Source organism: Actinoalloteichus hymeniacidonis (assembly GCF_014203365.1).
Lineage (GTDB): Bacteria > Actinomycetota > Actinomycetes > Mycobacteriales > Pseudonocardiaceae > Actinoalloteichus_A > Actinoalloteichus_A hymeniacidonis.
On sequence record NZ_JACHIS010000001.1, the window covers coordinates 1,332,361 to 1,358,320 of the forward strand.

The 25,960-nt window shown below is 66.2% G+C and carries 28 protein-coding genes; 22 read left to right on the top strand and 6 right to left on the bottom strand.

What is annotated here, in order from left to right:
- The first annotated feature begins 64 nt into the window (after positions 1–64).
- Together BKA25_RS06080 and BKA25_RS06085 are read left to right on the top strand one after the other, a co-directional pair.
- On the top strand, positions 65–1,783 hold the full coding sequence (locus BKA25_RS06080; RefSeq protein WP_069851439.1) for a CocE/NonD family hydrolase: 1,719 nt from the start codon (positions 65–67) through the stop codon (positions 1,781–1,783).
- A gap of 236 nt (positions 1,784–2,019) precedes the next feature.
- Entirely contained in the window at positions 2,020–2,655 is a 636-nt protein-coding gene (locus tag BKA25_RS06085; RefSeq protein WP_069851437.1) for a YHS domain protein, read from the top strand.
- A 19-nt stretch (positions 2,656–2,674) separates the two neighbouring features.
- On the opposite strand, the gene BKA25_RS06090 is transcribed toward BKA25_RS06085, so the two are convergent.
- On the bottom strand, positions 2,675–5,641 hold the full coding sequence (locus BKA25_RS06090) for an ATP-binding protein (protein WP_069853974.1): 2,967 nt from the start codon (positions 5,639–5,641) through the stop codon (positions 2,675–2,677).
- Positions 5,642–5,750: 109 nt separating this feature from the next.
- On the opposite strand from BKA25_RS06090, the gene BKA25_RS27155 reads away from it, so the two are divergent.
- Both BKA25_RS27155 and BKA25_RS27160 read left to right on the top strand, forming a co-directional pair.
- Entirely contained in the window at positions 5,751–6,221 is a 471-nt protein-coding gene (locus tag BKA25_RS27155; RefSeq protein ID WP_216637757.1) for a class I SAM-dependent methyltransferase, read from the top strand.
- 1 nt (position 6,222) lies between these two features.
- A complete protein-coding gene (locus tag BKA25_RS27160) occupies positions 6,223–6,582 on the top strand; it encodes a hypothetical protein (protein ID WP_216637756.1) in 360 nt (119 codons plus the stop codon).
- 560 nt (positions 6,583–7,142) lie between these two features.
- On the opposite strand, the gene BKA25_RS06100 is transcribed toward BKA25_RS27160, so the two are convergent.
- Positions 7,143–8,723 carry an alpha/beta hydrolase gene (locus tag BKA25_RS06100; protein WP_069851435.1) on the bottom strand — a complete coding sequence of 527 codons (1,581 nt, stop codon included), beginning with the start codon at positions 8,721–8,723 and terminating at the stop codon, positions 7,143–7,145.
- A gap of 242 nt (positions 8,724–8,965) precedes the next feature.
- Between BKA25_RS06100 and BKA25_RS06105 the strand changes: the two genes are divergently transcribed.
- Positions 8,966–10,141 carry a sensor histidine kinase gene (locus tag BKA25_RS06105; protein WP_069851433.1) on the top strand — a complete coding sequence of 392 codons (1,176 nt, stop codon included), beginning with the start codon at positions 8,966–8,968 and terminating at the stop codon, positions 10,139–10,141.
- Positions 10,138–10,818 carry a response regulator gene (locus BKA25_RS06110; protein WP_069851431.1) on the top strand — a complete coding sequence of 227 codons (681 nt, stop codon included), beginning with the start codon at positions 10,138–10,140 and terminating at the stop codon, positions 10,816–10,818. The genes BKA25_RS06105 and BKA25_RS06110 overlap by 4 nt, the downstream gene beginning before the upstream one ends.
- Positions 10,819–10,864: 46 nt before the next feature.
- On the opposite strand, the gene BKA25_RS06115 is transcribed toward BKA25_RS06110, so the two are convergent.
- The 3 genes from BKA25_RS06115 to BKA25_RS06125 all read right to left on the bottom strand — a co-directional run bounded on the left by BKA25_RS06115 (position 10,865) and on the right by BKA25_RS06125 (position 13,853).
- Positions 10,865–11,500, bottom strand: a complete 636-nt coding sequence (locus BKA25_RS06115) for an antibiotic biosynthesis monooxygenase family protein (protein ID WP_236750355.1) — start codon at positions 11,498–11,500, stop codon at positions 10,865–10,867.
- Positions 11,501–12,081: 581 nt separating this feature from the next.
- Positions 12,082–12,966 (bottom strand): glycosyltransferase, encoded by an 885-nt coding sequence (locus BKA25_RS06120; protein WP_216637755.1) that lies wholly within the window; start codon positions 12,964–12,966, stop codon positions 12,082–12,084.
- A 32-nt stretch (positions 12,967–12,998) separates the two neighbouring features.
- Positions 12,999–13,853 (bottom strand): GntR family transcriptional regulator, encoded by an 855-nt coding sequence (locus BKA25_RS06125; RefSeq protein WP_069851425.1) that lies wholly within the window; start codon positions 13,851–13,853, stop codon positions 12,999–13,001.
- A 326-nt stretch (positions 13,854–14,179) separates the two neighbouring features.
- On the opposite strand from BKA25_RS06125, the gene BKA25_RS06130 reads away from it, so the two are divergent.
- From BKA25_RS06130 to BKA25_RS06190, 13 genes are all read left to right on the top strand, one after another.
- Complete coding sequence (locus BKA25_RS06130) at positions 14,180–14,479, top strand: DUF6284 family protein (RefSeq protein WP_069851423.1); 300 nt, start codon at positions 14,180–14,182, stop codon at positions 14,477–14,479.
- The gene (locus BKA25_RS06135) at positions 14,476–14,649 is read left to right on the top strand and encodes a hypothetical protein (RefSeq protein ID WP_157421222.1); all 174 of its coding nucleotides are present in this window, start codon (positions 14,476–14,478) and stop codon (positions 14,647–14,649) included. Before BKA25_RS06130 ends, BKA25_RS06135 begins: the two co-directional genes overlap by 4 nt.
- 18 nt (positions 14,650–14,667) lie before the next feature.
- Complete coding sequence (locus BKA25_RS06140) at positions 14,668–15,774, top strand: hypothetical protein (RefSeq protein ID WP_157421221.1); 1,107 nt, start codon at positions 14,668–14,670, stop codon at positions 15,772–15,774.
- 37 nt (positions 15,775–15,811) lie between these two features.
- Entirely contained in the window at positions 15,812–16,153 is a 342-nt protein-coding gene (locus BKA25_RS06145) for a hypothetical protein (RefSeq protein WP_069851419.1), read from the top strand.
- Positions 16,154–16,240: 87 nt separating this feature from the next.
- The gene (locus BKA25_RS06150; RefSeq protein ID WP_157421220.1) at positions 16,241–16,570 is read left to right on the top strand and encodes a TraA-like protein; all 330 of its coding nucleotides are present in this window, start codon (positions 16,241–16,243) and stop codon (positions 16,568–16,570) included.
- A 79-nt stretch (positions 16,571–16,649) separates the two neighbouring features.
- Positions 16,650–18,578 (top strand): FtsK/SpoIIIE domain-containing protein, encoded by a 1,929-nt coding sequence (locus BKA25_RS06155; RefSeq protein ID WP_157421219.1) that lies wholly within the window; start codon positions 16,650–16,652, stop codon positions 18,576–18,578.
- A 185-nt stretch (positions 18,579–18,763) separates the two neighbouring features.
- On the top strand, positions 18,764–19,201 hold the full coding sequence (locus BKA25_RS06160; protein ID WP_069851413.1) for a Pycsar system effector family protein: 438 nt from the start codon (positions 18,764–18,766) through the stop codon (positions 19,199–19,201).
- 36 nt (positions 19,202–19,237) lie between these two features.
- Positions 19,238–19,585 carry a hypothetical protein gene (locus BKA25_RS06165; RefSeq protein ID WP_157421217.1) on the top strand — a complete coding sequence of 116 codons (348 nt, stop codon included), beginning with the start codon at positions 19,238–19,240 and terminating at the stop codon, positions 19,583–19,585.
- An 82-nt stretch (positions 19,586–19,667) separates the two neighbouring features.
- Positions 19,668–20,288 (top strand): GGDEF domain-containing protein, encoded by a 621-nt coding sequence (locus tag BKA25_RS06170; RefSeq protein WP_069851409.1) that lies wholly within the window; start codon positions 19,668–19,670, stop codon positions 20,286–20,288.
- A gap of 145 nt (positions 20,289–20,433) precedes the next feature.
- Entirely contained in the window at positions 20,434–20,604 is a 171-nt protein-coding gene (locus BKA25_RS06175) for a hypothetical protein (protein ID WP_157421216.1), read from the top strand.
- Positions 20,594–21,577 carry a bifunctional DNA primase/polymerase gene (locus tag BKA25_RS28595; protein WP_069851408.1) on the top strand — a complete coding sequence of 328 codons (984 nt, stop codon included), beginning with the start codon at positions 20,594–20,596 and terminating at the stop codon, positions 21,575–21,577. The genes BKA25_RS06175 and BKA25_RS28595 overlap by 11 nt, the downstream gene beginning before the upstream one ends.
- Positions 21,574–22,002, top strand: coding sequence for an NUDIX domain-containing protein (locus BKA25_RS06185; RefSeq protein ID WP_069851406.1), 429 nt, complete (start codon positions 21,574–21,576; stop codon positions 22,000–22,002). Before BKA25_RS28595 ends, BKA25_RS06185 begins: the two co-directional genes overlap by 4 nt.
- Positions 22,003–22,103: 101 nt before the next feature.
- Complete coding sequence (locus BKA25_RS06190) at positions 22,104–23,618, top strand: YfjI family protein (protein WP_069851404.1); 1,515 nt, start codon at positions 22,104–22,106, stop codon at positions 23,616–23,618.
- A gap of 15 nt (positions 23,619–23,633) precedes the next feature.
- Here BKA25_RS06190 and BKA25_RS06195 read toward each other — a convergent pair whose 3' ends face one another.
- Positions 23,634–23,837, bottom strand: coding sequence for a hypothetical protein (locus BKA25_RS06195; RefSeq protein ID WP_157421215.1), 204 nt, complete (start codon positions 23,835–23,837; stop codon positions 23,634–23,636).
- A 55-nt stretch (positions 23,838–23,892) separates the two neighbouring features.
- Here BKA25_RS06195 and BKA25_RS28300 point away from each other — a divergent pair, with 55 nt between their 5' ends.
- The 3 genes from BKA25_RS28300 to BKA25_RS06205 are packed head-to-tail and all read left to right on the top strand — an operon-like array spanning position 23,893 to position 25,925.
- A complete protein-coding gene (locus BKA25_RS28300; RefSeq protein WP_069851402.1) occupies positions 23,893–24,336 on the top strand; it encodes an RRQRL motif-containing zinc-binding protein in 444 nt (147 codons plus the stop codon).
- 12 nt (positions 24,337–24,348) lie between these two features.
- Entirely contained in the window at positions 24,349–24,549 is a 201-nt protein-coding gene (locus tag BKA25_RS06200; RefSeq protein ID WP_084643316.1) for a helix-turn-helix transcriptional regulator, read from the top strand.
- Positions 24,549–25,925 (top strand): tyrosine-type recombinase/integrase, encoded by a 1,377-nt coding sequence (locus tag BKA25_RS06205; protein WP_069851400.1) that lies wholly within the window; start codon positions 24,549–24,551, stop codon positions 25,923–25,925. The genes BKA25_RS06200 and BKA25_RS06205 overlap by 1 nt, the downstream gene beginning before the upstream one ends.
- The last annotated feature ends 35 nt before the right edge of the window (positions 25,926–25,960 follow it).

A 25,960-nucleotide genomic window follows, 5' to 3' on the forward strand; every position in this document is an offset into this window, starting at 1 on the left:
CCGAGTGTCTCCTGCTCTCAACGCGGTCATCGATCACCACCACGACCGTCATGGAGGAGCACTCGTGAAGAAGAGAATCATCTTTCCGCTGGCAGGCACGGCCGCCGCCGCTGCGGTTGCCATCACGGCGGCCACGCTCATCGCGCCCGCCTCGGCGGACGTGGAGAACGCGGCGGTCGCCACATCGGACAAGCCGGTGACCCACGATCAGAACGACCGCGTCCCGGAAGGCGCATCCTGGACCCAGCACTACTTCCCGTCCTCGGACGGCTCCGACGTCGAACTGCACGCCGACGTCCTACTCCCGGCGGACCTGCCCGAGGGCGAGCAGGTGCCGGTCATCCTGTCCGCAGGCGCGTACTTCGGGCACGCGGGCCAACTGGGGGTCGAGGACTGGGCCCACACCGGACCGTCTGATCGGTTCCACGACTTCATCGAGGGCACCGACCTGTTCGACGAGGGCTACGCCTTCGTCATGGTCGACACCCGAGGCTTCGGCGGCTCGACGGGCTGCCTGGACACCAGCGGCCCCGGTGACCAGGCCGACGTCAAGGCGGCGATCGACTGGGCCGCCGAGCAGCCCTGGTCCACCGGCGCCGTGGGCATGTACGGCAAGTCCTGGGACGCCATCACCGGGCTGCTCGGCAACAACCTGAAGCAGGACAACCTCAAGGCCGTCGTCGCCCAAGAGCCGATCTGGGACCTGCAACGCAACATCCGCTCCAACGGCGTGCCCCGCACCACCGTCGTGAACGTCTTCAACACCTACAACGGCATCGCCACGATGCCGCAGATGGAGGATGACGACCCTCGCTACCTGGAGAACGCCAAGTGGGAGGAGTCCAATCCGGAGTGCATCGTGGAGCAGATGTTCGGATACCAGAACGCCGATCCGGAATCGGAGTACTGGAAGGCCAGGGACTACGCCGCGAACGCCAAGGGCACCGACACACCGCTGCTGTTCACCCAGGGCTTCCTCGAATGGAACACCGAGCCCGAGGCGATGCAGGAGTTCCTGACCAACCATGAGGGGCCGCAGCGTGGCTGGCTCGGCCAGTGGGACCACGTGCGGGGCAACGACACCGTCGAGGACGGCAGGCTGGCCATGGGCCGCGAGGGCTGGTTCGACGAGACCATGTCGTTCTACGACCAGTACCTCAAGGACATCGAGCCGTCGGTCGAATACCCGAACTTCGCCGTGCAGGACAGCAACGGCACCTGGCGCGCCGAGGAGACCTGGCCCGCCGTCGACAACTCCGCCACCATCGCACTCGAAGGCGGCTCCTACACCGATGACGGCGCTGAGGCCGGTGTGACGGAGGAGAACGCGTTCACCACCTGGTCCGAGCCGCTCGAACAGGACACCCGCGTGACCGGCACGCCGCGCATCTCCCTCGACGTCGAGGGCCACGGCACCACGCAGATCAAGATGTACGACGTGGCCCCGGACGGCACCGCCGTCATGTTCGACGAACAGGCCGCCCTGCTCAAAGCCGGTTCGAACAGCTTCGAGCTGAAGTCGACCGACTGGACCATCCCCGCAGGGCACTCGCTGGCCGTCGAGGTCGGCACCATCCAACCCGGCGGTGACTGGCTCAAGACGCCCTCACACGAGACGATCACCATCCACGGTGCCGAACTCGAACTGGCCGTGAACGACCCGGCAGGTGACGACGGCCTTCCCGGCGAACCGGCTCCGTACCTGGAGACCTACCTGGCGGCGTACACCAGCGAACGGCCGATCGGCACCCCGTCGTTCACCGTTCCGTCTCCGCAGGGCTGATCTCCCCGACTCGGCCGTGCGCCGGACATGCCGCAGCCCGGCCCCGCGACTTCATCACAGCGGGGTCGGGCTGCGCACTCTTGTTCCCGTCGGCGTCGCCTGCGGGCGACGGTGCACCCGAGGATCGCTTCCAGGCGGTCTGCCTCTTCCCTGCTACGACGGGATTCTCGATGGCAGCAGGCTGACAGCCCATTGGCAGCAGCACTCGGCATGCTCCGGCGTGGAGGTGATCGACGATGCTGTTCGTCGAGTTGTTCGTATCCAAGGGAGCACTCGATCCCGGCCAACTCCGCCGGGTGGCACAGCGGCTCGGCACGATTGACGAGCTGGGGCAAGGCGGGCCCGACGAGGACCGGGAGGAGGTGGCGCCCCGGTCGGCTGCGGTGTTCGCGTCCATGACCCAGGTCGTGGTGCACGAGCCCGAGACGTGGGTGTCCGAGGAGAAGCCACTCACATTGCAGGACCCGCCACGCTGCCTGATCCGGGTACATGTGCCTGGCCCGTGGCGTAAGGACCTGAGCGAGAGCGTGATCGGCTATGCCACGCGGATCGTCGCCGACGAGTTCACGGATGGTGGCCTGCCGTACCGCCAACCGACCGTGCAGGTGCATGTCATCGGGGTCGCCGAGGGGAGCATCGGGATGCTCGGCAAGGTGACCACGTCGAACGACATCGTCACGATGCTCAGTGAGCCGTACCGAGAGGACGCCGCCCAGGGGAGGGCATTGACGGATCCGATGTGCGGGGTCCTCGTTCCGCTGGGCGTGGGCGCCACGACGGTGGAGCTCGACGGCGAGCTGTACGCATTCTGCTGCCGGGGCTGTCGGGCAGGGTTCCTGGCGAAGCAGGGGAGCACTGCCGCCCAGGGTTGAGCCCATCGCATCGGCGGCCTCAAATGCTCTGGATCTTCGTGAGCGCGTTCGCGGAGTCCAGGGCACTGCCGCGCTCATACGCGGCCCGATACGAGCCGAGATCGCGCAGCAGCCGCGCGACATCGGGATTGCCGGAGTTGGGCCCGCCACGCAGTGCGTGGGCGGCGCCGAGAAGCTCTGCCGCGCTATCCGGGTCTCCCCGCCGGTGATGCAGGTCGGCCATGCCGACCGCGATGTGGGCGAGCATCGGCAGATCGGGCATCACGGCGGCCAGGCCTGCCGCTTCGGCGAGATTGTGCGCGGCCGAGTCGAGATCACCGGTCGCCACCGCGAGATAACCCGTTCCGGCGGTGTACAGGGCACGCTCGGCCAGATCACCACCGTCCTCGACAAGACCGAGTTGGCGCTCCGCCTCCGCCAGGTCGCCCTCGAACCGCGCCAGATCGGCGAGCGGAATCCGCGCGAGGGAGACCTGCCGTGCGGAGGAGGACCGCTCCAGCACGTGCAGGAGTTGCGCACGAGCGCCGTCGGTATCTCCACCGTCGATGCGGACCATCGCCAGCCACACCGGCTGCGCGTCATGGGTGCCGAGCTCTCGGGTCGCCGTCACGGCCTCGTCCAGCATGGCCAGTCCCTGCGTTGTATCGCCCGCTGTGATCTTGACGCTCGCCCAGGACATCAACGACAGCGACAAGCCCCACCGTTCGCCGGACTCACGGAATCCCGCCACGGCAGCGCTGACTCCACGCTCGTCCTGATCGCCCCGGCCCCGCGCGCCATCCAGGATCGAGCGGGCCAGCCACAGCATTCCCCGCGTCCACGGGTCGGCATCGGACAGATGCGGCTCCAATACCGCCGACCCGGCGACGAACTCGCCGGTGGCCAGCGACAGTAAAGCCTGAACGAACGCCGCCGCCGGTGTCGCTGTGTCCGCTGGTCGCCCGACGACCGTCGAGGCGTCCGCGAATTCGCCTGCGAACATGGCATTGAGTAGGTATCCGGCGCTCGCGTGCAGCCGGGCGGTCTCGTGCGCAGCCCCCGGCATCCGCAGCACCGTGCCGAGCCGCCGAGTGGATTCGACGTGGTCGCCGCGAAGCGTCCAGAACCAGCTCAGCACCGCGCCCAGTCGGCAGGCGGTGTCCGCGTCATCGCTGTCACAGGAGAATTTCAGCGCGGCGATGATGTTGTCGCGTTCGATGGTGAGCCGGGCGAGCCAGGGGAGTTGCCCCGCACCCCGCAGGTGGGGCTCCGCGCGTTCTGCCAGCTCTAGGAAACACTCGGTATGGGCGGTGCGCGCGGTGTCCAGACGACCGCTCCGGACCAGACATTCCTGGCCGTGTTCCCGGATGCTGTCGAGCATGCGGTATCTGCCGTCGGCGGCTTCGAGTAACGACTTGTCGACAAGGGAGTGCAGCTCTTCCACGGTGATGCCCACGTGTTCGGCGGCCTCCACCGTGAAGCTCGTCGGGAAGACGGCCGCCTGCTCGGCCGCCCTCCTCTCGGCGGCGGTGAGCAGGTCCCAGCTCCACGACACCATGGCTCGTAATGTCCGGTGGTGCGGCAAAGCCGTACGGCTGCCTCCCGTCAACAACCGAAATCGGTCTGTGAGGCGTTCGGCGAGCATCTTCTGAGACATCGACCGCAACCGAGCGGCGGCCAGCTCGATAGCCAAGGGCAGACCGTCCAACCGGCGGCATATCCGGTCGATGTCGGTGGTCGGTTCGAAGCCCGGTTGCACCGCCCGTGCCCGGTCGATGAACAGCGCCGCAGCTGGGCCGGGTTCGAGCGGTGCCACCGGACACAGCGCCTCACCGGTGATCCCGAGCGGTTCTCGGCTGGTGGCCAACACCCGCAATCGGGAACAACGACCGAGCAGCTCCTCGGCAAGTCGCGCCGCCGCCTCGATGACGTGCTCACAACCGTCCAAGACGAGCAGCGTGCCTGCGGCCGAGAGCGCGTCGACCAGACCTGCCATGGTGTCGGCCGAAGCAGGCAGACCGAGTGCCCGCGCGACCGCGTCCGGCACATCGGCAGACTCGGCCACCGAGCCCAACTCCACCAGCCACGCCGTTCCCGCCACCTCGGTGGCGGCCACCGAGGCCAGCCGACTCTTGCCCACTCCGCCTGCGCCGACCAAGGTCACCAGCCTGCTGCCGCGCAGCCGATCGCCGAGGAAGTCCAGTTCCTTCTCTCGACCGACGAAGCTGGTCAACGGGGCGGGCACATTGCCGTGCGCTCGCTCGGGCGCTGCGTCCCGCCGCAGTATCCGCAGATGCAGTTCCCGCAGTGCGGGCTCAGGGTCGGTCCCTAGCTCGTCGGCGAGGACAGCACGGTAATCCGCATAGGCGGCAAGCGCCTCGGACTGCCTGCCGTCCGCATCGAGCGTCTCGATCAGCAGCATGCGCAGCCGCTCACGCAACGGATGTGCCGCGATGAGTTGTTCGAGTTCGACCACCACCGATGCCCGATCCGTGTCGAAACCGGCCGCCTGCGCCTCGATTCGGTCGGCCACCGCACCAAGACGGAGTTCGGCGAGCCGCGCGGCTGTGGCAGCCGCGAAGGGCAGATGCGCCACATCGGCAAGTGCCTCGCCTCGCCACAGGCCGAGCGCCTGGGCGAGGAAGTCCTGCGCAGCGGCACGGTGGCCCGCACGCAGTGCATGCCGTCCTTCCTGCGCGAGCCGTTCGAAGCGGATGGCGTCCACCGCCTCGGCCGGGAGATCGAGCCGGTATCCCGCAGGCTCCGTGCGCAGCACCGCAGGCCCTGGCAGCGCCCTTCGTAGCCGGGACACCAACGAATGAAGCGCGGGTACCGGGTTGCTCGGCACCTCGTCCGGCCACAGCTCCGATGCCAGCGTCCGGAAAGTGACAACGTGACCGGCGTCCAAAGCGAGCCGCGTCAGCACTGCGCGCAGCCGCATCCCGCCGACCTCGATGATCTGACCGTCGACCACGACCTGCAACGGCCCCAGGACATCGATGCGCACACCCGCCATTGTCCAGAACTCGATCCGACGCTGCTGACAGTCGTCTGTGATCGGTCCGACAGGAGTGTCGGGCACCGTCGGGGCATCACCACGTGAGGGGAGAAGAGACATGACCTCCATCGTCAATACGGAGCAGTTCGACATCTGGAATGGCGCCGACGGCCGTCATTGGGCCGAACACCATGCGCGCTATGACGCGATGGCTGACGGATACGACGACCATCTCTTCGCGGCTGTTGCGCTGGGCGAGCAGGTGCTCGATGTCGGTTGCGGTACCGGACACACCACCCGGCTTGCCGCACGGAAGGCCCGACGCGGGCAGGTGACCGGCATCGACCTGTCCGCGCCGATGCTGGCCACCGCACGGCGTATCGCGAGCGCCGAAGGAATCATCAATGTGACCTTCGAACAGGGCGATGCCCAGGTGTACCCGTTCCCTGCCGGTCGATTCGACACCGTCATCAGCCGTGCCGGGGTGATGTTCTTCGCCGACCCCGTAGCGGCATTCACCAACATCGCCACCGCCATCACACCGGGGGGGCCGATTGGGTCTTCTCTGTCACCGGGATTCGGGCGCTGAGATGAGGACGGTCTTCGAGGCGGTCGCCGAGCACCTTCCGATGTCCGCTCTCCTCGCACAGGAACCCGGCGTGGCCGACTTCGCCGACCCAGGGCAGGTCCGCAGTGTGCTCACGAGTGCGGGTTTCGAAGCTGTCACCGCAACCGGATTCGAGACCATGAGCGTGCTCGGCCGTGATCCCGCCGACGCTGGGGATTTTCTGTTCGCCGCGCACTTGCGGTCGGTCGTCACCGGCGCCGACCCGACTGCCGTGCGACGTGCACACCATGCCGTTCAAGAGGTCCTGCGTTCATACGAGTCGGGAGGCGAAATCCGTATCCCGGCCCATGGGTGGCTGTATTCCGCCGTGTGGTTGCCCTGAGGCGAGCATCGGCCAAGTCCGTGGCCGGGTAACCCTTCTGCTGATCACGGCCGATCGATTCGGCGCGACTGTTCCCTGTGCCTGCTCTCGCCTGCGTCGAGTGATCAGGTGCAGAGAGTGCTCTGCGGTCGGCGGCGCTGTAGGGCAGCGAATTCAGTGGTGTGATCGGCCCAATCGGTGTGACCACCACGGACGCCGACGAGACCCGGACAGGAGTACAACCTGGATTGCGGATGTCATCGTCCATGTCGGTTCCGCGACGGCTGTCGTGCTGGCATTCGCCGCTCCCGCAGGCTCTCGTACATCCGCCGAGGGGCCGCATCGACCGACTGCATCGGTGCAGGACGCGCGGCGGTTGGAGAACGATCGAGGTTTTCCAGCCGCGTGGTGTCACCGAGCGGGCGGGACCAGGGGACGGACGCAGAAAAGGAGCCCCTAGGCGAACGACGTGATCCAACGGACCAGGTCGACGACCAGGAGCTCCTCTTCTTGCACAGCCACGCCACGACGCGTTCCAGCCGACGAGCGGAATCGCCAGGCTGAGAAGGGTCAACGGGTTACTACCCGGCGCACTGCGCGCCCTCGGCCGGGGTGGTCAGGTTCACCAGGTAGTCGGCGGCGAACTCGTCGACACAGGCGTTTCCGCCCACTAGGACCACGCCGTGAGTGGTGGCGTCGACCGACAGCAGGCTGCCACCCAGCGACTCGGCCAGGACGACCCCGCCTTCGAACGGCGTTGCCGGATCACCCGTGGCGGCCACGGTCAACGTGGCGGTCAGGTCCTCGATCTCCTGCACGTACGGGATCTCCAGGGTCGGCTCGACGGGCCACTGCTCACAGCTGTCGCGGGTCGGCTCCAGCACACCACCGGGGTCCTGGAAGGGCGCGGTCTCGTATATCTCGCGCACGAGCTCGGTCTCTTCCTCCGGGGTCCGCCGGTCCTCATCGACGCAGTTGATCATCGAGAACGCCTCGAGGTTGTTGCTGTACTGCTTGTCGGCTCCGCGCCCGTGGTAGACATCGCGCAGCGTGAGCAGGATGTCGCCTCGCCCGGCTTGGATCTCGGCGATGCCCGCGATGACTGTCGGGTAGACCTCCTCGCTGTAGAGGGCGGCCAGCACACCCTGGGTGGCGTCGATGAAGTTCAGCTCACGACCGTCCAGGGCCGGGACGGGATTGTCCGCCAACGGCTGCAGGATGTTCTGGTAGTTCTCCAGGGCCTGTTCCGGGTCGGTGCCCAACGGACAGTTCGGATCGGTGGCGCAGAAGGCCGCCATCTTGTCGAAACTGTCCTGGAATCCGACCATCTGGACCAAGGCCCGGTCGGCAAGGCGAGTCGTCGGGTCCATCGGCGCGTCGAGGAGCAGTGTCCGGACGTTCTGCGGGAAGGTCTCGGCGTAGATCGCGCCCAGCCGGGTGCCATAGCTCTGTCCGAAGTAGTTCAACTTCTCGTCGCCGAGAACGTGTCGAATGATGTCCATGTCCCGCGCGGCGTCCCGAGTGCCGACGTTGGCGAGCACGTCCTCACCACCCGACAGCTCGGCGCACTGGGCGAGGAACTGCTGGGTGTCGTCCTCAGTCCAGGGTCCGACACCGGGTTGCAATGAGGAGATGGACGCCCCGGCCTCGCGCTCTTCGTCGGAGAAGCAGTTCAGCGTCGGGGTGGAGGCGCCGACCCCGCGCGGATCGAATCCGATGAAGTCGAAGTTCTCGCCGATCGGGCTCTCGGCCAGCGGGCCCGCCAGCGTCGCCGCGGCGGCGCTCATCCCGGAGCTGCCCGGCCCACCGGGGTTGTAGAGCAGCGACCCGATCGGCTCGCCGTGGGCCGGGATACGCAGCATGGCGATCTGGGCGGTCCGCCCGTCGGGCTGTTCGTAGTCCAAGGGCACCTCGACGCGGGCGCACTCGAAGCCCGGGTTCGCGAACGTCTCTCGGTCGGCCGCCGAGGTGGCGTAATCCTCGCAGGGTTCGAAGGTCGGCGTCTGGTCGTAGAACCGGGCTAGTTCTGCGGGCGGTCCGCTCGACTGTGACTCTGCCGCCTGCAGCTCAAGCTGCTCGGTCGGCTGGGAGCAGCCGGCCGCCACCAGCAGCAGCGGCACGGCCACCACCGCAAGCGACGAGCGGGTTATGCGTGACAACACTGTTAGTTCTCCTCGGTTCGAGACTCGGCTCGGATCCCGGACTTCGCCGGCGGGCACTGATTCATCCGTGCCGCTAGAGCCGCCTCGTAGCTGGAGGGGACTCGGGGCATGTCGTGCACGCTAAGAGGGCCACCCGGAAGAGCACATCGATCTACGGGCTCGGGTCGGCCGACCTAAGTCGGAGTCGGTCTCCTACTTCAGGCGGAGGCGGCGATACGACAGGACGGCTTAGGCTCGCCGCGATGAAGGACACCGCAGGCACCAGTCCGCCGTCGACGATCCGGAACCGGTTCGTCGACGGCGGACTGGTCCTGCTCGCTGTTGTGGCCGGGCTATACCCGATGGCCATGCTGTGGGACACCGTGCTGGCGGTGCCCCTCTGGGTACAGCAGCTGGATCAGACCTTCGGGGTGTTCTGCTGCCTCGCGCTGTGGTGGCGCCGTCGTTTCCCGGTGGCGCTCGCAGTCTTCCTGCTCGTATCGACCGTTCTCTTCGTGTCAATGTCGTTCGCGGCGCTCATCGCGCTGTTCACCGTGGCCGTCCGTCGCTCGCCGAAGGTCACCGCGGTGATCGCCGTCGGTAATGTCCTCGCGTTCGTGGCGTATCTGCTGCTGGGCGCCACTCCGACCTCGTCGTGGTTGGCGTTGATCCTGCTTCAGGTGGCAATCGTCACCAGCGCATCCGCTTGGGGGCTACTCGTGCGGAGTCGACACCAACTCATCGCCTCCCTGCGCGAGCGGGCCGCCGGAGCCGAGGTCGAGGCGCAGCTGCGGGCCGAGCGGTCACAGCACGAGGCGCGGGAGAACCTGGCCCGGGAGATGCACGACGCCCTCGGACATCGGTTGTCTCTGCTCAGCGTCCATGCGGGCGCGCTGACCTATCACCGAAGCGCCTCACCAGAGGAGGTGGCCAGGGCCGCCGAGGTCATCCGGGAGAACGCGCATCGAGCCCTCCAGGACCTACGCGAGGTGATCGGCGTATTGCGCGCCCCCGAGACGGGTCCGCCGCTGCCGGACGTCGTCGATATCGTCGATCTGGTCGACGAGACCGAGCGTTCCGGCACCCCGGTCGACCTACAGGACCTTCCTGGCGTGACGACCGGCGATCGTGCCGTGTCCGCGACGGTGGGTCGCACGCTTTACCGGCTCATCCAGGAAGGATTGACCAACGCCCGCAAGCACGCCCCCGGTGCGCCCGTCCTCGTCCGGATCACCGGTGAACCCGGCGACCACCTGACCGTCGAGATCCTCAACGACCGGCCGTCCACGTCCCCATCGGTCGTCGCGCCGCAGATCGGCTCCGGGGAAGGACTGCGCGGGCTTGTCGAGCGGGCCGCCCTGGTCGGCGGAGAACTCGAGCACGGGCCGTCCGCTGACGGCGGCTGGCGGCTGAGCATGCGGATATCGTGGCCCGCATGATCGAGTCGGGGCAGCCCATCACCGTGCTCGTCGTCGATGACGACCCGGTCGTCCGCTTCGGACTGACCATGATGCTGCGCGGCGCCGCCGACCTGCGGGTGGTCGCCGAGGCAGGCGACGGCGCGGCGGCGATCGAACAGGTCGACCGCCACGCACCGGACGTCGTCCTGATGGACATCCGGATGCCCGGCACCGACGGAATCACCGCGACCGAGACCATCCGAGCCCGGTCCCAGGCACCTCAGGTCATCGTGCTGACCACCTTCGACGCCGACGCCCACGTCCTGCGCGCGCTGCGAGCGGGAGCGGCAGGCTTCCTCCTCAAGGACACCCCGCCCGAGGAACTCGTCGTCGCCATCCGACACGTCGCACAGGGCAGGCCGGTGCTCTCCCCGGAGGTGACCCGCCGCCTCATCGATCGCGTCGCCAGCGGCGAGCAGGACACCCGCCGCGACAAGGCCCGCCGCAAACTGGACGCCCTAGCCGACCGCGAACGCACCGTGGCGATCGAGATCGGCGCAGGCCGCTCCAACGCCGAGATCGCCGCCCGCCACCACATCGGGGTGGCCACCGTCAAAACCCACGTGTCCGCGATCCTGACCAAACTCGACTTCAACAACCGAGTGCAGGTGGCCGTGTTGGTGCACGACGCGGGGTTGGACGCGCAGGGGAGCTGAAACCAGCGGATGGCTGTCCGATTGACCCGCCTGATGCCAGAGTGGCTCAGAACTCGACGACAGCTCGAAAGAGTGCAGGCCCCACGGTGGAGGGACCGAGGAGAGCGGACAATTCAGGTGGGACGCGCGCGTCGTCCTTCGCCGAATGCCATGCGCCGAGACTGGCCCAGCGCGCGATGCTGACCAGCTGGAAGTCGGTGTCCGCATCCACCGCCCGGTGCAGTCGCTCGTCCCGGAAGCCCGACGCCTTGTTCATCGACTCCGCGCGGCCGAGCCAACGCGGCAAGAACTCATCGACCCGATCGACGGGCAGCTCGTAGGCATTGACGACGGTGATTCCCGGCCCTTCGTCTCCGTCCGAAACATTGCCCGCTGCAACGAGTTCCGCCGCCACCTCATACCACCCGCCCCGCACGGTGGCGTAGCTGGCGGAAGTAGCCGCTGAGGCGGTGAAGGCGGGATTCGCCAGAGCGGCGTCCCGAGCCTCGACACTGTCCCAGTGCGCCACGTTGACCAGTCCTAGCCGGAACTCCGGGGGCAGCCTGCGGTGCAGACGCGCATTTCGGAACCCGGGCGCGGTGTGGATGAGCCCAACGCGCTCCCGCCAACGTGCAATGGACTCGTCAATACGTTCCTCGGGTAGATCCCACGTGTCGATCAGGGTGATTCCGTTGTCAGGCACCGCATCATCGTGAAACATCAACCGAACTTCAGGTCAAGATGATCCGTTGACACTGTCCGAGGTCTGTCCTCGGTCCGTGGGATGGCTCGACCGGCATCTACGACGCACGCTAGCGGTTATTGGACGGTCGGTTGGACGGCCAACGGATGCCGCCACGCAAATCAGTGTTCGCACTGGTCAACGCGTTATCGTTTGTGGGGCGGGTGGGGCTCGAACCCACGGCCAAGGGATTATGAGTGGCAGATAATCCCCTGGCCCTACCTGCGGAAACGGGGCCTAAGTCGCCGTCTTGTCCGCGCACTGTCCGTGTCGCCATTGCAGGTTCGCGCATCAGCCCTTTATCGGCGGGCCCACTTCACCTGTTGAGGGCCCCGGTCCGTAAGCGGGGAGTAGGCGAACCACAGACCGGTGCTTCCGGAGGGCAGTGACTTAACGCCGAAACCGCCCCGCTGACCTTCGCAGACGTGCTACCGGTTCAGCAGGGCGGCCGGTTTCAGCGTGCATTCAGCGTGGCTACTCCTCGACGGCCGGGGAGAGATGCGTCCCTGCCCGGTCGACGTGGAGCGGCGATCAACTCGAGATCAGCCACGGGGCAGAGCGCCTGGCAGCTCAAGATGTTGGTGAAGCGCGATGATGGATCGCGATAGTATTCTTCTCTCGAATTCATGAGGGTCGTCGACGTCGGGTTTGTATGTTGCCATCTCTTTGTGAGTGGACTCGTACCAATTGCGAATCTTGGGAGCTGCGTCAGCATCTATGCGGTTTTCGCTGATTGCATGCGCGATAAGAACGTCAAGTTCTTGGCTCATCAGGTCATGTTTCGGGCGCTGCGGATTGACCCAGTCATCAGCTAGGACGGAGCGGAGTGTCTTTGCGTGACGGTTCCAGTGCAACAGAAGCGCGATATCCGCCGTGAAGTCGGCGGGTAGTGATTCAGGCCAAAGGTTTCGGCGAGCCGCGCGCTGTCCAGACCAAGGTGTGGTACCGACTCGCGCGAGCATCTCGGGGAATAGCAAACCAGCGATGGGTGCGAAGAACCCGTGTAGCCACATCTGAGGATAGAGTGGTCGCCAGTACAGGTCGGACACGCATGCGTCTGAAATGCCGCGAAGGATGGGATCGACAAGCAGTGCTACGAGTGGAGGATCACCGAAGTATTTCAAATCTCCGTCTACGAGACAGATTATGTCGCCACGGGCGTGCGCGACTCCGTCTGTAATGGCTGCCCCCTTGCCAATCGGGGCAGTGACGACGGTGGCGCCTGCGTGCTGTGCTGCGACGGCGGTGTCATCGGTGCACCCGCTAGCGCTGACGAGGACTTCGCCCTGGACGTCGAGGATGTCGAGGGATCGGAAGGCCTCGCTCACAACGTGCTCGATCGTCGTCTCCTCGTTGTGCGCAGGAATGACGACACTCACGGTGCTAGAGGTGTCTTGCCCTAAGGTTCGGGCGTTCACCAGGTCCATTCCGAGTGCAGGATTGATTGGCAATCGCTTCATTAATTGTCGCCCATCTGGAACTTGGGAGCAGCGGTTCCCCATCGCTTGAGGGGTTCGCTGAACTCAATTTCAGTTCGGTCGGCTGGGTAAACTGCTTCTGAGTACTCGACTACGCGCCCCTGGATGTCAATGGACTGCGTGGTTATGAGGATCATGGCTACTCCGGTGTCCATTCCCCATTTTTGCCTGTCGCCCGGTGTGGGCTGAATTGCGACCAATTTACGCTTAAACTCGTCGAGCTCTACCCCGACTGTGTAGAGCTGGTGTTGATGGCCGCCTGGCCACGGTTCGTTCTTGTCGTCTAGCAGTTCAGGGTTTGACCGAATTAGATAGAGCGGAATGTAGGACACGCTCCATGAAATCCGGTGTCCGGACTTCCGCTCGACCATCTCGAAACTGCGCTTTTGCACCTCGTCGCCCAGCTCGATGCCGAACACGTCGGCTTGGTGCTCAGTGGCGTGAACGACCTCATACCGTGCTGAAAACTCCGTTTCTGCAATCGGTATCCCTGCGGTGAGTTCGATTGCGCCGCTTTCTTCGCGCTCGTGAGGCGGGCGCAGGACCAAGTCCTTCTGGATCTGACTCCACTTGTGCGACAGCGAGAGTGTCGTTCGCTCTGGTGGGTGTCGGACGGTTGCGCGGGTGCCACGCCCCCCGGTGATCCGCCCTTCATCCTTGAGGACTGCAAGCGCTGCCCGAGCGGACCCGGCCGAGCAGCCCCACTTCGCAGCCAGGTCTACGGCTGCGGGGACCTGATCGCCAGGCGCCAAAGCCCCCGTTTCGATCTGATCGCGTAGGTCATCAGCGATAGCTAGGTGCACGGAAACTGTCCCTCGCGCGCGTTCGTGCTGCATGGGACCAGTCTGCCAGAAGTTCGCCAGTCAACTAGCGAACACCCCTTGCGCTGTTCTAGATCGTCCTGCTAGCGTTCCGATCACGCCAGTTCGCTAGCTAACTAGCGAACTAGCAAAGATCTTGGGATAACGGATTTAGGCGGCAGAGCACGCGAATGCCCATTCGAAGGCTCTGTTTCCGCTTGCTCTTTGATGAATTGAATAGTGGATTCTTCGCGCCCTTTTTCCGGTGCCTTTTCGGCACCGGGTACCGCGTTGACCAGCGAAAACGTCTCACGTTTGGCGTTTTCGCTGGTTTTCGTGGTCCCCGAGAGAAAGGTTTTGTCATGAGTTTGATGGATGACTGGGTTGAGCCGTCGGTTGACGATTTGGCTGCGATCGAGGCGGAGTCGGGTCTGATCTCGGCTGGTGTCGCGGTCGTTGATGCCGAGAGCGCCTATTTGCGGTCTGGCGACGAGATCACCGCCCGCCGGTTGGCGAAGGCTCGCGCTACGGAGCTCTCCGAAGAGCTCTTGGTGCAGCGGCGTCGGACCCTCGCGCACACCGCTTCTGCGGTGTCGCGGGCTGGTCAGGTCATTCCGCTGATACGTCGGAACGCTTCGGCGGTTGCAAGTGGTGCGGCATGACGGCGGCGGAGCGTTGGGATGCGCGGGTCGATGAGGCGTTGGCGGTGTACGACCGGGCGATTGACGAGCAGCGGTGGGAGGAGGCTCGCGTCGCTGCGGCTCGGGTTGTTCGGTGCATGGACATCGCGCGGGGCTTGCGGATGACCGCGGGCGCGCTGTCTTCCCAATGAGTGAGTGAGGAGGTTGGTATGTCCGAGGCAGAGATTGATCCGTGGCTTGCGGGCAAGGCTCGGCTGGCCGAGACGCGTGCTGCGGGACGCGCACAAGCCATCATGGCCCGGGAGGCAGCGCAGGCGAAACAGCGAGCTGCCCGTGAGGAGCGGGCGGAGAAGCGGCGGAAGCGGCGGCGCGCGCTGGTGGCGCGGTGGCTGCCCGAGGTGCCGTGGTTGGTGATCATGGGTGCTCCGATGTTGCTGAGTTGGACGGCGATGGCCGCGTTCGGCGTCAGCATTTTCGGCCCCGTTGGTGTGTTGCTGCCGCTGTTCGCCGATGCCTCGCTGATCGTGTTCGCGATGGCCCGGTCGGCGGCGGTGAAGCGTGGTGAACCGGGCGGGGCGCTGCTGGTCGGTGTGCTGGTGTCGGCGGGTCTTGCCGGTGGGATGGCGTTCGCCCATGGCGTTGAGGACGGCGTCGACGACGGTGGGCTGATTCGTGGTCTGGTGATGGCTGCGGTCGCGGTCGGTGGGGCGGTGGTCCATCAGCTCGTGCACGGCCGGTCCCCGCAGGCCGGGCGGACCCGACGGGACCGGCCCCGGGGGGTCGAGCGGGCGGCTGCTCGTCGGGCTGATCGTGTGCGGCGGGCGGCGGTGCTGGCTGCGGTCCCGGTGGTCCGCTCCGACGGCGCGGTGACGTTGGTGCACCGGTCCGGACCGGTCCGGGTCACTCGAACGCGGTGGGGGCGGACCCGTGTGGTTCCCACCCCGGACCCCGAACCGGGCGACCGTTTGGCCGAAGAGATCGGCGTGTGGCTTGCCGCAGGAGCACCGGACCACCCCGCCCCCCTCCCGGGTCCAGCACCGATCCCGCCGGTTCCCGATTCGGACCCAGACGACCCGGATTCCGGTGACGCCAGGACCCCGGCGGACCCGGCCCCGGACCCGGACGGTTCTGAGGTGGACGACTCCGAGGTGCAGCGGGTGCTCGATGCTCACGCCGATGGCATGCGGATCACCGTCGATGAAGTCCGCAAGCTCCTGCGGGTCCGTAAGGACCGCGCCAGCCAGGTCACCCGTGCCGCGAAGGACCGACGCCGCCGCGACGACGGCGGCACCGGTCCCGTGCCGGTCCGTACCTGACCGCCCGTCCCTGTTCGTCTCTTAGAGAGGGCTCATCATGCGTAACAGCACGCTCGTTCTGACCTGTTTCGACCACGCCGAAGCTGCGGCCGGTATCGCTTCGCGGCGTGGCACGGACCGCGATGCCGCTCGCGTGTGGCTGCGGGTGGCGGGTCTGTGGAGCCGCACCGCTGAGCTGGCCGCACGTACCAGCAATCGCCGAGCCGTGGCGCACCTGCGCACCGCCGTCGGGTTACTCGACGACGTCAGCGAGGTGCAGCAGCTTGATCAGGCCGCTGCCCATCTGGATCTGGCGGCTACCGCCCACCGACTCGGGATCGACCTCGGTATCGAGGCCCCCGAGGACAAGCCCGCCGCCGAGCAGGTCACCGCCGCCTGACGGTCTGACCGTGCCACTCATCCACCGCCCGGTTCGTGGTCGGTGGGTGGGTGGGGCGAACCAGCCCACGAGCGAAAGGAGATCTTCATGGCGGAGAACCGTCTTGGTGAGCCGGAATTCTTCTCGACCAGCTCGATCAAGGAGTACTGCACGAAGGGCCGTGACCTGCTGCGGCCGCTGCACCACGAGTTGGCGGTCTCAGCGGAGGAGATGCAGGTGGTCCTGACCTACGTCCCCGGCGTCGATTCCCGGGTTCGCGCGCGGTTGGTGGCTGCGCATCTGCGGCGGGCGTCGGCGGCGGTGGAGGTGGCGAACCTGGAGATCGTGCGCACCTTCCTGAGCTTTCAGCGGCACTTCACCCAGGAGCTGTCGCAGGCCAAGCGCACGCCCCGTCGCAAGTTCGAGTTCGACGAGTAAGCACCTGCTTGATGGCCCAAGGAGGCGACCGGCGCTGTGCCGGTCGCCTCCTTTCGTTCTGATGGGGAGATGGTGAGTGATGAAGCAGAAGAGAAGCACCGCGTTCCCCGCTGTGGGGTCGAGGGGTGGGTCCACGGCGGGCGGTCACTACGTGCCGCGCACGTTCTGGGGTAGCCGTTTGGCGCCGTATGCGCCGGAGTGGGCTTCGCTGCCGGTCGGGTATCTCGTGCCTCTGATCGCGCATCCGTTGGCTGTTGATCCGGAGGTGCTGCCGTGGGTGGCGGCGGGGATGGCCACATCGGGTGTGGTGCTGACCGGGGTCACCTGGGCTGTCGGCTCGGAACGGTCCCCGGTGGCGCGTGCTCATGCCACGATCACGGTCGGCGGTGTGATGACGTGGTTGACCACGGCGACGATCGCCGGGCCGTGGTCGACGGTGCTCGGGTGGGGTTATGCCCTGGCCGGTGTCGCGGTGGCCGCCTCGTGGTCGATCCGCAAAGCACTGCGTAAGTCCGGCAGCGAAGACGGCGGAGGCGATGGCGGGTTCTTCGCCAAGATCGGACTAGCCGGTTCCCGGTTCGATGGTGACATCCGCGTGGCGCCGAACAAGGTGGAGGCCACGGTGCAACTGCCGCCGGGGTCGACGGCCGCCGATCTGGAAGAGCGCAAGACCACGATCGCCTCGCACGCGCACCTGTCCGATGGTGCGGTGCGGGTCACCCCCGATCCCGACGACGTGTCGCGAGCACAGCTGACGGTGGTGCCAAAGGACATGCTCAAGCACTCGACCAAGTGGCCGGGGTTGTCCTCGCCCGGCGGGTCGATCATGGACCCGATCGTGGTGGGTGCGTACGAGGACACCGAGCCGTTGCAGTTCTGGCTGCCCGGTGACCCGGTTATCAGCCGCAACGCCACTCATTACGCGGTCAACGGGATGAACGGCAGCGGCAAGACCACGAGCGCGAAAGTCGCCTGGGCTGAGATCGTGAGCCGCCGGGACGCGGAATTGGTGGTGCTCGACCCGTCCAAGGGATCGCAGTCGGTGGGCTTCCTCAACAGGACCAAGGCCAAGCTGGTGCTGGGCAGGGCAGCCTGCAAGACCTATGTCAAGGCGTTGCTGTCCGACATCACCGAGCGGGCGGACCGGCTGGGCAAATGGGGCCTTGGGCAGTGGACACCCGAGGCCTTCGAGCGGCACGGCATGGCCTACCGAGTCGTCTGGATCGAGGAAGCGACCAAGGTCCTCGAAGACGCCAAAACGACGACCGAGCTGGTCCAGGAAGCCCGGTCGGCGGGAATCTCGGTGATCATGTCGCAGCAGAAGTCCACCCACCGGCAGATGAACACCGACGTCCGCTCTCAGCTCGGCGGCAGCTGGTGCTTCGGCGTCAAGGACCTGGAGGACGCCGAGTTCATCCTCTCCGACGAGGCCCTTGCTGCGGGTGCCAGGCCGGATCGCTGGAAGAACAGGCAGCCGGGCTGCTCGTACTTGGAGGGACCGGGCATCGACGAGAGCCGGTATGCGATCCCGGCACGGGGGTTCGACGTCGACGACAGCGACCTTGCTGCCGCCCTGGACACCACCGGCCCCGATCAGATCGGAGACGCCACCATGCCCGACTCGGATGAACCGATGGACGACTTCGACATCGACCCCGACGACCTCGACGACGATCTCGACGACGAGATCGAGCTGCCCGCCGAGGACTCCGAGGACGGCGACCTCACCGACGACGGCGACATCGAGCTTCCCGACGTCGCCGAATTGCCGCTGCCCACCCCACGGCCGAGCCTGGCCGAAGCCCGCCGCCAGGTCGCCGCGTGGCTGACCGAGCAACAGGCCACCGGCCGCAGCCTGGTCGGCCCGAAAGACGTGCCCGACGCCATCCACGGCCGGTCCCGCCCCTGGGTCTCCGTCGAACTCGCCCGGCTGGCCGAGGACGGAACCCTGGTCCCGACCGGACGCGACGGCATCTACACCTACCCGTCTGTCGCGCACGCAGCGTAATCGCACGCGGATGTCTGACACCTGACGCACTGTCAGGTGTCAGACATGCCCAAACCCCCGATCAACGCGCGCACGCACCTGCGCGCGCGCGAAATTTCTTGATCAACTAACACCTGACACCCACGACCACAGTCCTCGCATGCCCAAATTCGACTACTAAGAGTAACCAGATTGGTGGTGTGTCCATGTCTCCCGACATGTCTGACCGGATCACGATCGAGATCGCCGATACCCAATCCCAGATCGCTCGTGCCGACACCAAGGCAGCCACGCTCCTCGGGGTGTTCGGCGCCACCTTGGCCGGTGTGATCGCCCTATCGACCCGGTCGGGGATGCCGACGGCGGTGACGGTGCTGCTCAGCCTCGCGCTGGTGCCGATGGTTGCCGCCGTGGCCATCCTGCTCGTGGGTGTGCTCCGGCCGCGACTTCCCGCGACCGGCGGCGGGTTCCTCCGCTGGACACATCCCGGCGGCCACCTGGTGGTCGTCGACGACGACAGCGAGGTCGCGCAATTGGTGTCCCTGGCCCGGATCGCACGGGCGAAGTACGTGCTCATTCGGGCGGCCATCGACGTGCTCATGCCCGGACTACTGCTCATCCTCATCGCCGTTCCGTTCGCCTGACCACAGTGAAAGCCACAGTGAAAGAAGGAGATGCCCATGAACATCGTTGAGACTGCCAATGCCGCCGCGATCGACGCGGATGCATTCGCAAAGACCACGAGGTTCAGCAGTCGACTGGTCACCGCCGAGGAGGCCCACGCCATTGTCTCCAGCCTCGCAGGCATGACCGACTCGATCGAGTCCGTCACCAAATCCCTCCGCCGGATGGCCCGCAGTCACAGTGGCGACCCGGACACGCCCGCAGAGGTCGCCGAGGCGTGGAAGGACCTCGCATTCGCCCTCAGGCTCCCGTCAGCTTCCTACGCCCACCGCATTCAGGAGTCCGCCGTGCCGCGCTCGAACGACCTAGTCGCCGTAGCTAAGGCCGCCCGTCGGCGCCGCTGACCCACAAAAAACACCGACCAGACCGCCGTTCGCTTGCCGGCTAGGCGGTCTGGTCGGCCCCACCTCACAAGGAGGCACAACCATGTTCTCACTACTCATCCGGTCCGGTCGACTCCGCCGCCTGGTCGACGAGCACGCCGCGCTGCGCCGCGAGGTGCGTACCGACCCGCTCACGGGCTTGCCCAACCGCCGGGCGCTCAACGAGGTGGCCGCCGAGCCCCGAGGGCGTCTCGGCGTGCTGCTGCTCGACCTCGACCAGTTCAAAGCGATCAACGACAGCCACGGTCACCGTGTCGGAGATGAGCTGTTGTGCGCGGTCTCCGACCGACTCCGCCACCTCACGCACCACGCTGAGACACCCTTTCGATTGCATGGCGATGAGTTCGCCGTGTACCTCGGGGAAGGCGTCGACGCCGGGTCAGCAGCCGTGCGAGCGCGCGAGATCAGCACCGCACTGGCCGATGCGCCGTTCGACCTCGAATCCGGCCTGCGGGTGTGGGTCGGTGCCTCGGTGGGCGCTGCCGTCGGCGAGTGCGGCGACCTCGGCGGCGTGCTGGCCCAGGCCGACGCGCACATGTACCGGGTCAAGCACGCCCGTAAGGCCGACCGCGCCACGGTCGCGGCACTGCCGATCACCGGGTCGTCCCCGACCGCACGGACTCACCGAGACGGTGCCGCCGACCGCGATGGCGAGGCCGCCTGATGCCCACGCCACGCGCGAACCGCGCCCGCCGCCGACGCCACACCCGACCCGGTCCCTCCCGTTGGGGCTGCCGCGACCACGGCACCCCGTCCGGGCGTCGGTGTGACACCTGCGTTCGCCATGACCTTGATGTCTGGGGTGACCGATGAGCACACCGAACCTCGAACTTCGACCGGACGCGCCGACTCCTGAGGCGTGTAGCGCCTGCACCGTGGACGGCTGGTGTGCCTATCACGTCGGCTACTTCCGAGGCGTGTCCGACGGCTGGGACGCCTTGGCCGAGGTCATCCGGTGGGAGACCGGCGATGACCGGTGACATCCGCTCGGCCCTCCGCTCCGCCGCGACGAGCGCGGCGGAGCGGTTCGGGCCGGTGTTCCCACTGCGGGCGCCGAAAGCGCGCCACGCGAAACGCCCGGCGTGGGGTCTGCACGCGGACCGGGATTGTGACGGCACGGGGTATTGCCGAACAGGCCACCTCGGGTGGGAAGACCTGGCCACGGCCGATACGGAGCGCGTCGCCCGGTGTTGGTCGAACTTCTGCCGCCTGGGCTCCGGTGTGCACAACATCGGGTTGCCGTGCGGGTTGAGCGGTCTGTTGGTGGTTGATTGCGACATGCCCAAAGGTCCCGATGATCGGCCGGAAGGACGCTGGACCCGGGAGGGGGTGGGGTCGGGGCTGGACATGCTCACGGCCCTGGCCCAGGAGGTCGGTGAGCAACCGCCGTTGCCGGGGGACACGTTCACCGTGCGGACGCCCTCGGGTGGAACGCACCTGTACTACCGGATGCCGTCCGGGGTGCGGCTCGGGAACACAGCGAGCGCCCTCGGGTGGCGGATCGACACCCGAGGGTGGGGTGGCTACGTCGCCGCTCCCGGGTCGATGGTCACCGACACCACCGGAACCCGCCGGTACGAAGTCGAGGCCGATGTCCCGATCCTCGACTTGCCCGCATGGATCACCCGGCGGCTGGCTGATCGGCCCCGAGAGACGCTCTCAGCGGCTCCTCAGATGGCCACAGACCGGCTTGACCGGTACGTGGTCGCCGCCGTCCGAGGTGAGTGCGCACGGGTTGCAGAAGCACCACCAGGTGCTCACGCCATGACCCTGTTCACCGCAGCGATGGCACTCGGCCGACTCGCGCCTTCCCTCCCCCCGGGTACAGCTCACTCCGCCCTCACCACGGCCGCCGCCGGGTACCTCGACAGCGGCTGTGACTGCACCACTCGTGAGATCGACCGAAACATCCGCAACGGACTCACCCGAGCGACTGTGAGGACATCCCGATGAGCATCGCTACGTTGACAGCGGACGCTGTCGTTCTGGTCACGGAGCCCGCCACTCACTCGACGAGCGTCCTGCTGATCATGCGCAAGAAGGCCCCGTATCAGCATCGTTGGGCGTTGCCCGGTGGCCACGTCAACGAGGGCGAGGACACCCTGGCGGCGGCATACCGCGAGTTGGCCGAGGAGACCGGTATTGCGCTACCTGCCGGATCGCTGCGCCCGGTGGGCGTCTACGCCGAGCCCGACCGCGACCCACGGGGCCGAGTGGTGTCCTTCGCCGCCGTCACGGTGATTCCCGAGCGGGTCGAACCAGTCGCCGCCGATGACGCCCTGGCTGCGCAATGGGTCCACGTCGACGACGCCCTCGGCCACGGCCTGGCCTTCGACCACGCCCGCATCCTCACCGACGCCATCCACTCGCTTATCTGACATCCACACCGAGGTTCCCGACACGACACCCGGGGCAGAACACACATGTGTTCTGCCCCGGGTGTTTTTCAACGGACCTCGAGACTCCGGAGGAAGCACCGATGACCGAACCCGATCCACGGCCCACCTGGGATGAGCCCATCCCGTTGGGAACTGCCCGGGGTCTGCCGCCGTTCCCCACCTCGGCGTTGCCGCCGTGGGTGGCAGATCAGGTGTTGGCTGTGGCCACCGAGACGCAGACTCCACCGGATGCGGCCGGGTGCATCGCACTGGCCTGTCTGGCCACGGCGGCGGGAGGTCGCGCCGAGGTTGTGGCCCGTGGTGCGTGGCGTGAGCCGGTGAACTTGTTCACCCTCGTGGCATTACCGCCCGGTTGCCGCAAGAGCGCGGTGTTTCGGGCTCTCACGGTGCCGCTACGGGCGGCACAGGCCGAGCTGATCAAACGGTCTCGCGCGACGATCGCCGAGGCTGTGACGGCACGATCCGTGGCAATCCGCGAGGCCGAGGCGCTGACTCGCGCGGCATCCAGCGATGACCCCGGATCGATGGCTGAGGCAGCCCAAGCGGTTGCCGCGGCAGATGCGATCCCCGTACCCGCCGAACCACGGCTGATCGCTGGAGACATCACACCGGAGGTCGCTTCCACCGTGCTGGCGGACCAGGGCGGCCGGTTGGCTGTGCTCTCGGCCGAGGGGCAGATCGTTGCGAACCTCGCTGGCCGCTACAGCGGAAAGCCGAACTTCGATCTGTTCCTGCAAGGCCATGCTGGTGATTCGCTTGAAGTCGATCGGCGCGACCGCAAGGAGTTCGTCGACAAACCCGCACTGACCCTCGGGCTCGCCGTGCAACCAGCGGTGATCCGAGACTTGGCGGCGATCCACGGAGCCGACGACAAGGGACTCACAGCGAGGATCTTGTACTCGATACCGGCGGACAACGTCGGATTCCGCAAGATCCGGCCGCCCACTGCGCCGGCCGAGGTCACCGAGGCCTACGAGCGGCTTCTCGGTCGGCTGGTGGACGACTTGGCCGCGTGGGACGAACCCGCCCTACTCCAGCTCAGCGCCGACGCCGACGACGCCCTCGCCGACCTGGAGGCCGACACCGAAGCCGCCCTAGCCCCGGGCGGAGCGTGGCGCGGGATGCGCGCCTGGGCAGCGAAGTATGTCGGCGCCGTGCTCCGCATCGCCGGACTGCTGCACCTAGCCGAACACACCAACCTCGGCAACGACCCATGGCGCGAACCCATCAGCCTCGACACCCTCACCTCGGCAGCCTGCCTCGGTGAGTATTTCGCCGCTCACGCCAAGGCCGCATTCGATCTCATGGGCGCCGACGAGATCGTCGACCACGCCCGCATCCTGCTCGACTGGATCACCCGCACCAGACCGGTCTCCTTCACCAAACGGCAGGCACACATCGACAACCGGTCGACCTTCCCCCGGGCCGCCGACCTGGACGCACCGTTGGCCCTGCTGGAGGAGTTCGGGCACATCCGCCACGTCCCAGTTACCTCCACCGGCCGAGGTCGACCACCTTCGCCCACCTACTACACCCATCCCAACCACCGAAAAGCCCCCACAGAAAGCACAGAAAACACAGAAAACCCCGACTAGCCGCAAAACAGCAGGTCAACCACCACACAGCCCCACGGCAACGGGCAACACAGAAATCCACAGAAAGAACACACAAAAGCCCTGCCCGTCACCCCGGTATTTCTGTGCAACTTCTGTGGATTTCTGTGCAACCCCACCAAGATCAAAGTTCAAGCCCCTCACCAGCGCAGACACGCCCACAGCTGCTTTCTGTGCTTTCTGTGATTTCTGTGCAGCCATCCCGCCCCACCTCTCGGGAGACAGCCATGCCCGAACACGCCCACGAACCCACGACATGAACCCGCGACCACGAACCCGATGGACTTCCGCCGCCCACTGCTGGGACGAGACCGGCGAACACCACAACGGCACCCCGACCTACCCATGGGGACACGCACCCGCCGGACTCGTCACCCGCCGCCAACTCCGCGCCCTCGGCCTCGCACCCGGCGGACACGATCCCGTTGCCCAGATGCTCCGTCCGCGACGACGACGGCCCGCTGAACCGCTCACCGCCTACCTCTACGACATCACCACCGCCGTGGACAAACGCACACCGACCGAACGACAGCACGTTGCGATTCGCGCAATGAACAGGGCACATCGAATCTGCATCACCTGCCGAACCGATGCCGGATACCGCATCCCCAAAACGCCGCCGTGCGAAGGCGATTGCATTGACTGTGCCGGAGTGGCCGGACGCATCGAGGGATACCAGCCCGAAACCGACGTTGCCTAAGACTGGAGCATTATGCCGAAGCGAACTGGACGGTTCCTGACCGTTGCCGAGTTCTGTGCTGATCTCGGGATCAGCAGATCAACCTTCTACGAATGGAGGGCTAAGCACCGGTGCCCCCCATGTCGGAAGCTTCCGAACGGTGCTCTGAGGATCGAACGTCAGGCATATGAAGCATGGCTGGAATCGCTGCCCGTGGACCAGGTGGCGGCCTGATGAAAACGACCTATGATGTACGAATCTGGACCATCCGCACTCGGTATACGCAAAAGCAGGGAAAGAAAACACCTGTGAGCTACGGGGTCAGATGGGTTGTCTCAGGAAAGCAGTTCTACGAGTCCTTCAAAACAAGTGCGCTGGCCGGGAGCTTCCATGCGGATCTTCTGGCCGCTCAGCGCAAAGGTGAGGCGTTCGCGATCGGCTCAGGCCTTCCCGTTTCCATCGCGCGCGAGGCTAGCCAGATGAGCTGGTACGAGTTCGCTTGCTCATACATCGATATGAAGTGGCCTACTGCGGCGGGACATTCCCGTAAAGGTCTCGCGCAGACGCTCGCTGCGGTCACCATGGTTATGCTCTCGACTGAACGAGGACTCATTTCGAGAGATCAACTTTTCAAGGCACTCCAGCGTTGGTCTTTCAATCTCAACAACAGGGCCGAAAACCCACTGGAAGCGGATAGGTCGGTCTTGCGTTGGGTGGAGCGGAATACGAAAGATGTCGCGTCGCTTGAAGATCCAGAAACCATGCGTGCGGTGCTCACACGAATAGGGCAGAAAAAGGATGGTCAGGCAGCGGCGGCAAGAACGAGGCGCCGTAAGCACGCGAACCTTCACCATATTCTCGACTACGGAGTCGAAAGGGGACTCTTGTCCTCGAACCCCATCACTTCTGTGAAATGGACAGCGCCGAAGGTGTCGCGATCGATCGATCGGCGCTCAGTCATCAACCCAGTTCAGGCGAGAACGCTGTTGCGTTCCATCGAAGAACAGGGGCAGACCGGAGCTCGTTTGGTCGCTTTTTTCGGCGTGATGTACTACGCCGGGCTTCGACCAGCGGAGGCGGTGAACCTGCGGCGGGGGAACTTGGAACTCCCCGAATCGGGGTGGGGGCGCCTGGTGCTGATCGAGTCGAGTACTGAGCCAGGCAAGGAGTGGACCGATACCGGGACTCTCCGCGAGATCCGCGAACTGAAGCACCGTGCAAAGGGCGAGACGAGGAACGTGCCGGTCTCGCCAGAGCTGACTGCGCTTCTCCGGCGGCATCTGCGAGATTTCGGCACGGGTCCCGATGGCTTGCTCTTCCGGGGTGTCCAGGGCCGGCCGCTTGCGTCCGTCACCTATCGGCGGGCTTGGCAACGTGCCCGGACAGAGGTTTTCACTGTGGAGGCCGCAGCCTCGCCACTGGCGAAACGTCCCTACGACCTGCGGCATGCCGCGGTGAGTACCTGGCTTACGAGCGGCGTCCCCGCGACACAGGTAGCGGCATGGGCCGGCCACTCGGTCGGCGTGCTGCTGGAGATCTATGCCTCATGCCTTGACGGGCAGGGCGAGCTGTGGCGCAAGAAGATCGAAGACACGTTCGGTTCGCACTGATCGTGTCCGCGCATTGTCCGTGGCCACTCGTAGCG

Bases quoted from the DNA above. Each gene is read 5' to 3' on its own strand.
- BKA25_RS06125 (WP_069851425.1), bottom strand. From the start codon at position 13,853: ATGCAGCACGAACGCGCGCGAGGGACAGTTTCCGTGCACCTAGCTATC.
- BKA25_RS06200 (WP_084643316.1), top strand. From the start codon at position 24,349: ATGCCGAAGCGAACTGGACGGTTCCTGACCGTTGCCGAGTTCTGTGCT.
- BKA25_RS06110 (WP_069851431.1), top strand. From the start codon at position 10,138: ATGATCGAGTCGGGGCAGCCCATCACCGTGCTCGTCGTCGATGACGAC.
- BKA25_RS06160 (WP_069851413.1), top strand. From the start codon at position 18,764: ATGTCTCCCGACATGTCTGACCGGATCACGATCGAGATCGCCGATACC.
- BKA25_RS06120 (WP_216637755.1), bottom strand. From the start codon at position 12,966: ATGGACCTGGTGAACGCCCGAACCTTAGGGCAAGACACCTCTAGCACC.
- BKA25_RS06185 (WP_069851406.1), top strand. From the start codon at position 21,574: ATGAGCATCGCTACGTTGACAGCGGACGCTGTCGTTCTGGTCACGGAG.
- BKA25_RS28595 (WP_069851408.1), top strand. From the start codon at position 20,594: ATGACCGGTGACATCCGCTCGGCCCTCCGCTCCGCCGCGACGAGCGCG.
- BKA25_RS06150 (WP_157421220.1), top strand. From the start codon at position 16,241: ATGGCGGAGAACCGTCTTGGTGAGCCGGAATTCTTCTCGACCAGCTCG.
- BKA25_RS06140 (WP_157421221.1), top strand. From the start codon at position 14,668: ATGTCCGAGGCAGAGATTGATCCGTGGCTTGCGGGCAAGGCTCGGCTG.
- BKA25_RS06145 (WP_069851419.1), top strand. From the start codon at position 15,812: ATGCGTAACAGCACGCTCGTTCTGACCTGTTTCGACCACGCCGAAGCT.
- BKA25_RS06165 (WP_157421217.1), top strand. From the start codon at position 19,238: ATGAACATCGTTGAGACTGCCAATGCCGCCGCGATCGACGCGGATGCA.
- BKA25_RS06085 (WP_069851437.1), top strand. From the start codon at position 2,020: ATGCTGTTCGTCGAGTTGTTCGTATCCAAGGGAGCACTCGATCCCGGC.
- BKA25_RS06190 (WP_069851404.1), top strand. From the start codon at position 22,104: ATGACCGAACCCGATCCACGGCCCACCTGGGATGAGCCCATCCCGTTG.
- BKA25_RS06205 (WP_069851400.1), top strand. From the start codon at position 24,549: ATGAAAACGACCTATGATGTACGAATCTGGACCATCCGCACTCGGTAT.
- BKA25_RS06105 (WP_069851433.1), top strand. From the start codon at position 8,966: ATGAAGGACACCGCAGGCACCAGTCCGCCGTCGACGATCCGGAACCGG.
- BKA25_RS06130 (WP_069851423.1), top strand. From the start codon at position 14,180: ATGAGTTTGATGGATGACTGGGTTGAGCCGTCGGTTGACGATTTGGCT.
- BKA25_RS06135 (WP_157421222.1), top strand. From the start codon at position 14,476: ATGACGGCGGCGGAGCGTTGGGATGCGCGGGTCGATGAGGCGTTGGCG.
- BKA25_RS28300 (WP_069851402.1), top strand. From the start codon at position 23,893: ATGAACCCGCGACCACGAACCCGATGGACTTCCGCCGCCCACTGCTGG.
- BKA25_RS06170 (WP_069851409.1), top strand. From the start codon at position 19,668: ATGTTCTCACTACTCATCCGGTCCGGTCGACTCCGCCGCCTGGTCGAC.
- BKA25_RS06155 (WP_157421219.1), top strand. From the start codon at position 16,650: ATGAAGCAGAAGAGAAGCACCGCGTTCCCCGCTGTGGGGTCGAGGGGT.
- BKA25_RS27155 (WP_216637757.1), top strand. From the start codon at position 5,751: ATGACCTCCATCGTCAATACGGAGCAGTTCGACATCTGGAATGGCGCC.
- BKA25_RS06175 (WP_157421216.1), top strand. From the start codon at position 20,434: ATGAGCACACCGAACCTCGAACTTCGACCGGACGCGCCGACTCCTGAG.
- BKA25_RS27160 (WP_216637756.1), top strand. From the start codon at position 6,223: ATGAGGACGGTCTTCGAGGCGGTCGCCGAGCACCTTCCGATGTCCGCT.
- BKA25_RS06195 (WP_157421215.1), bottom strand. From the start codon at position 23,837: ATGGCTGCACAGAAATCACAGAAAGCACAGAAAGCAGCTGTGGGCGTG.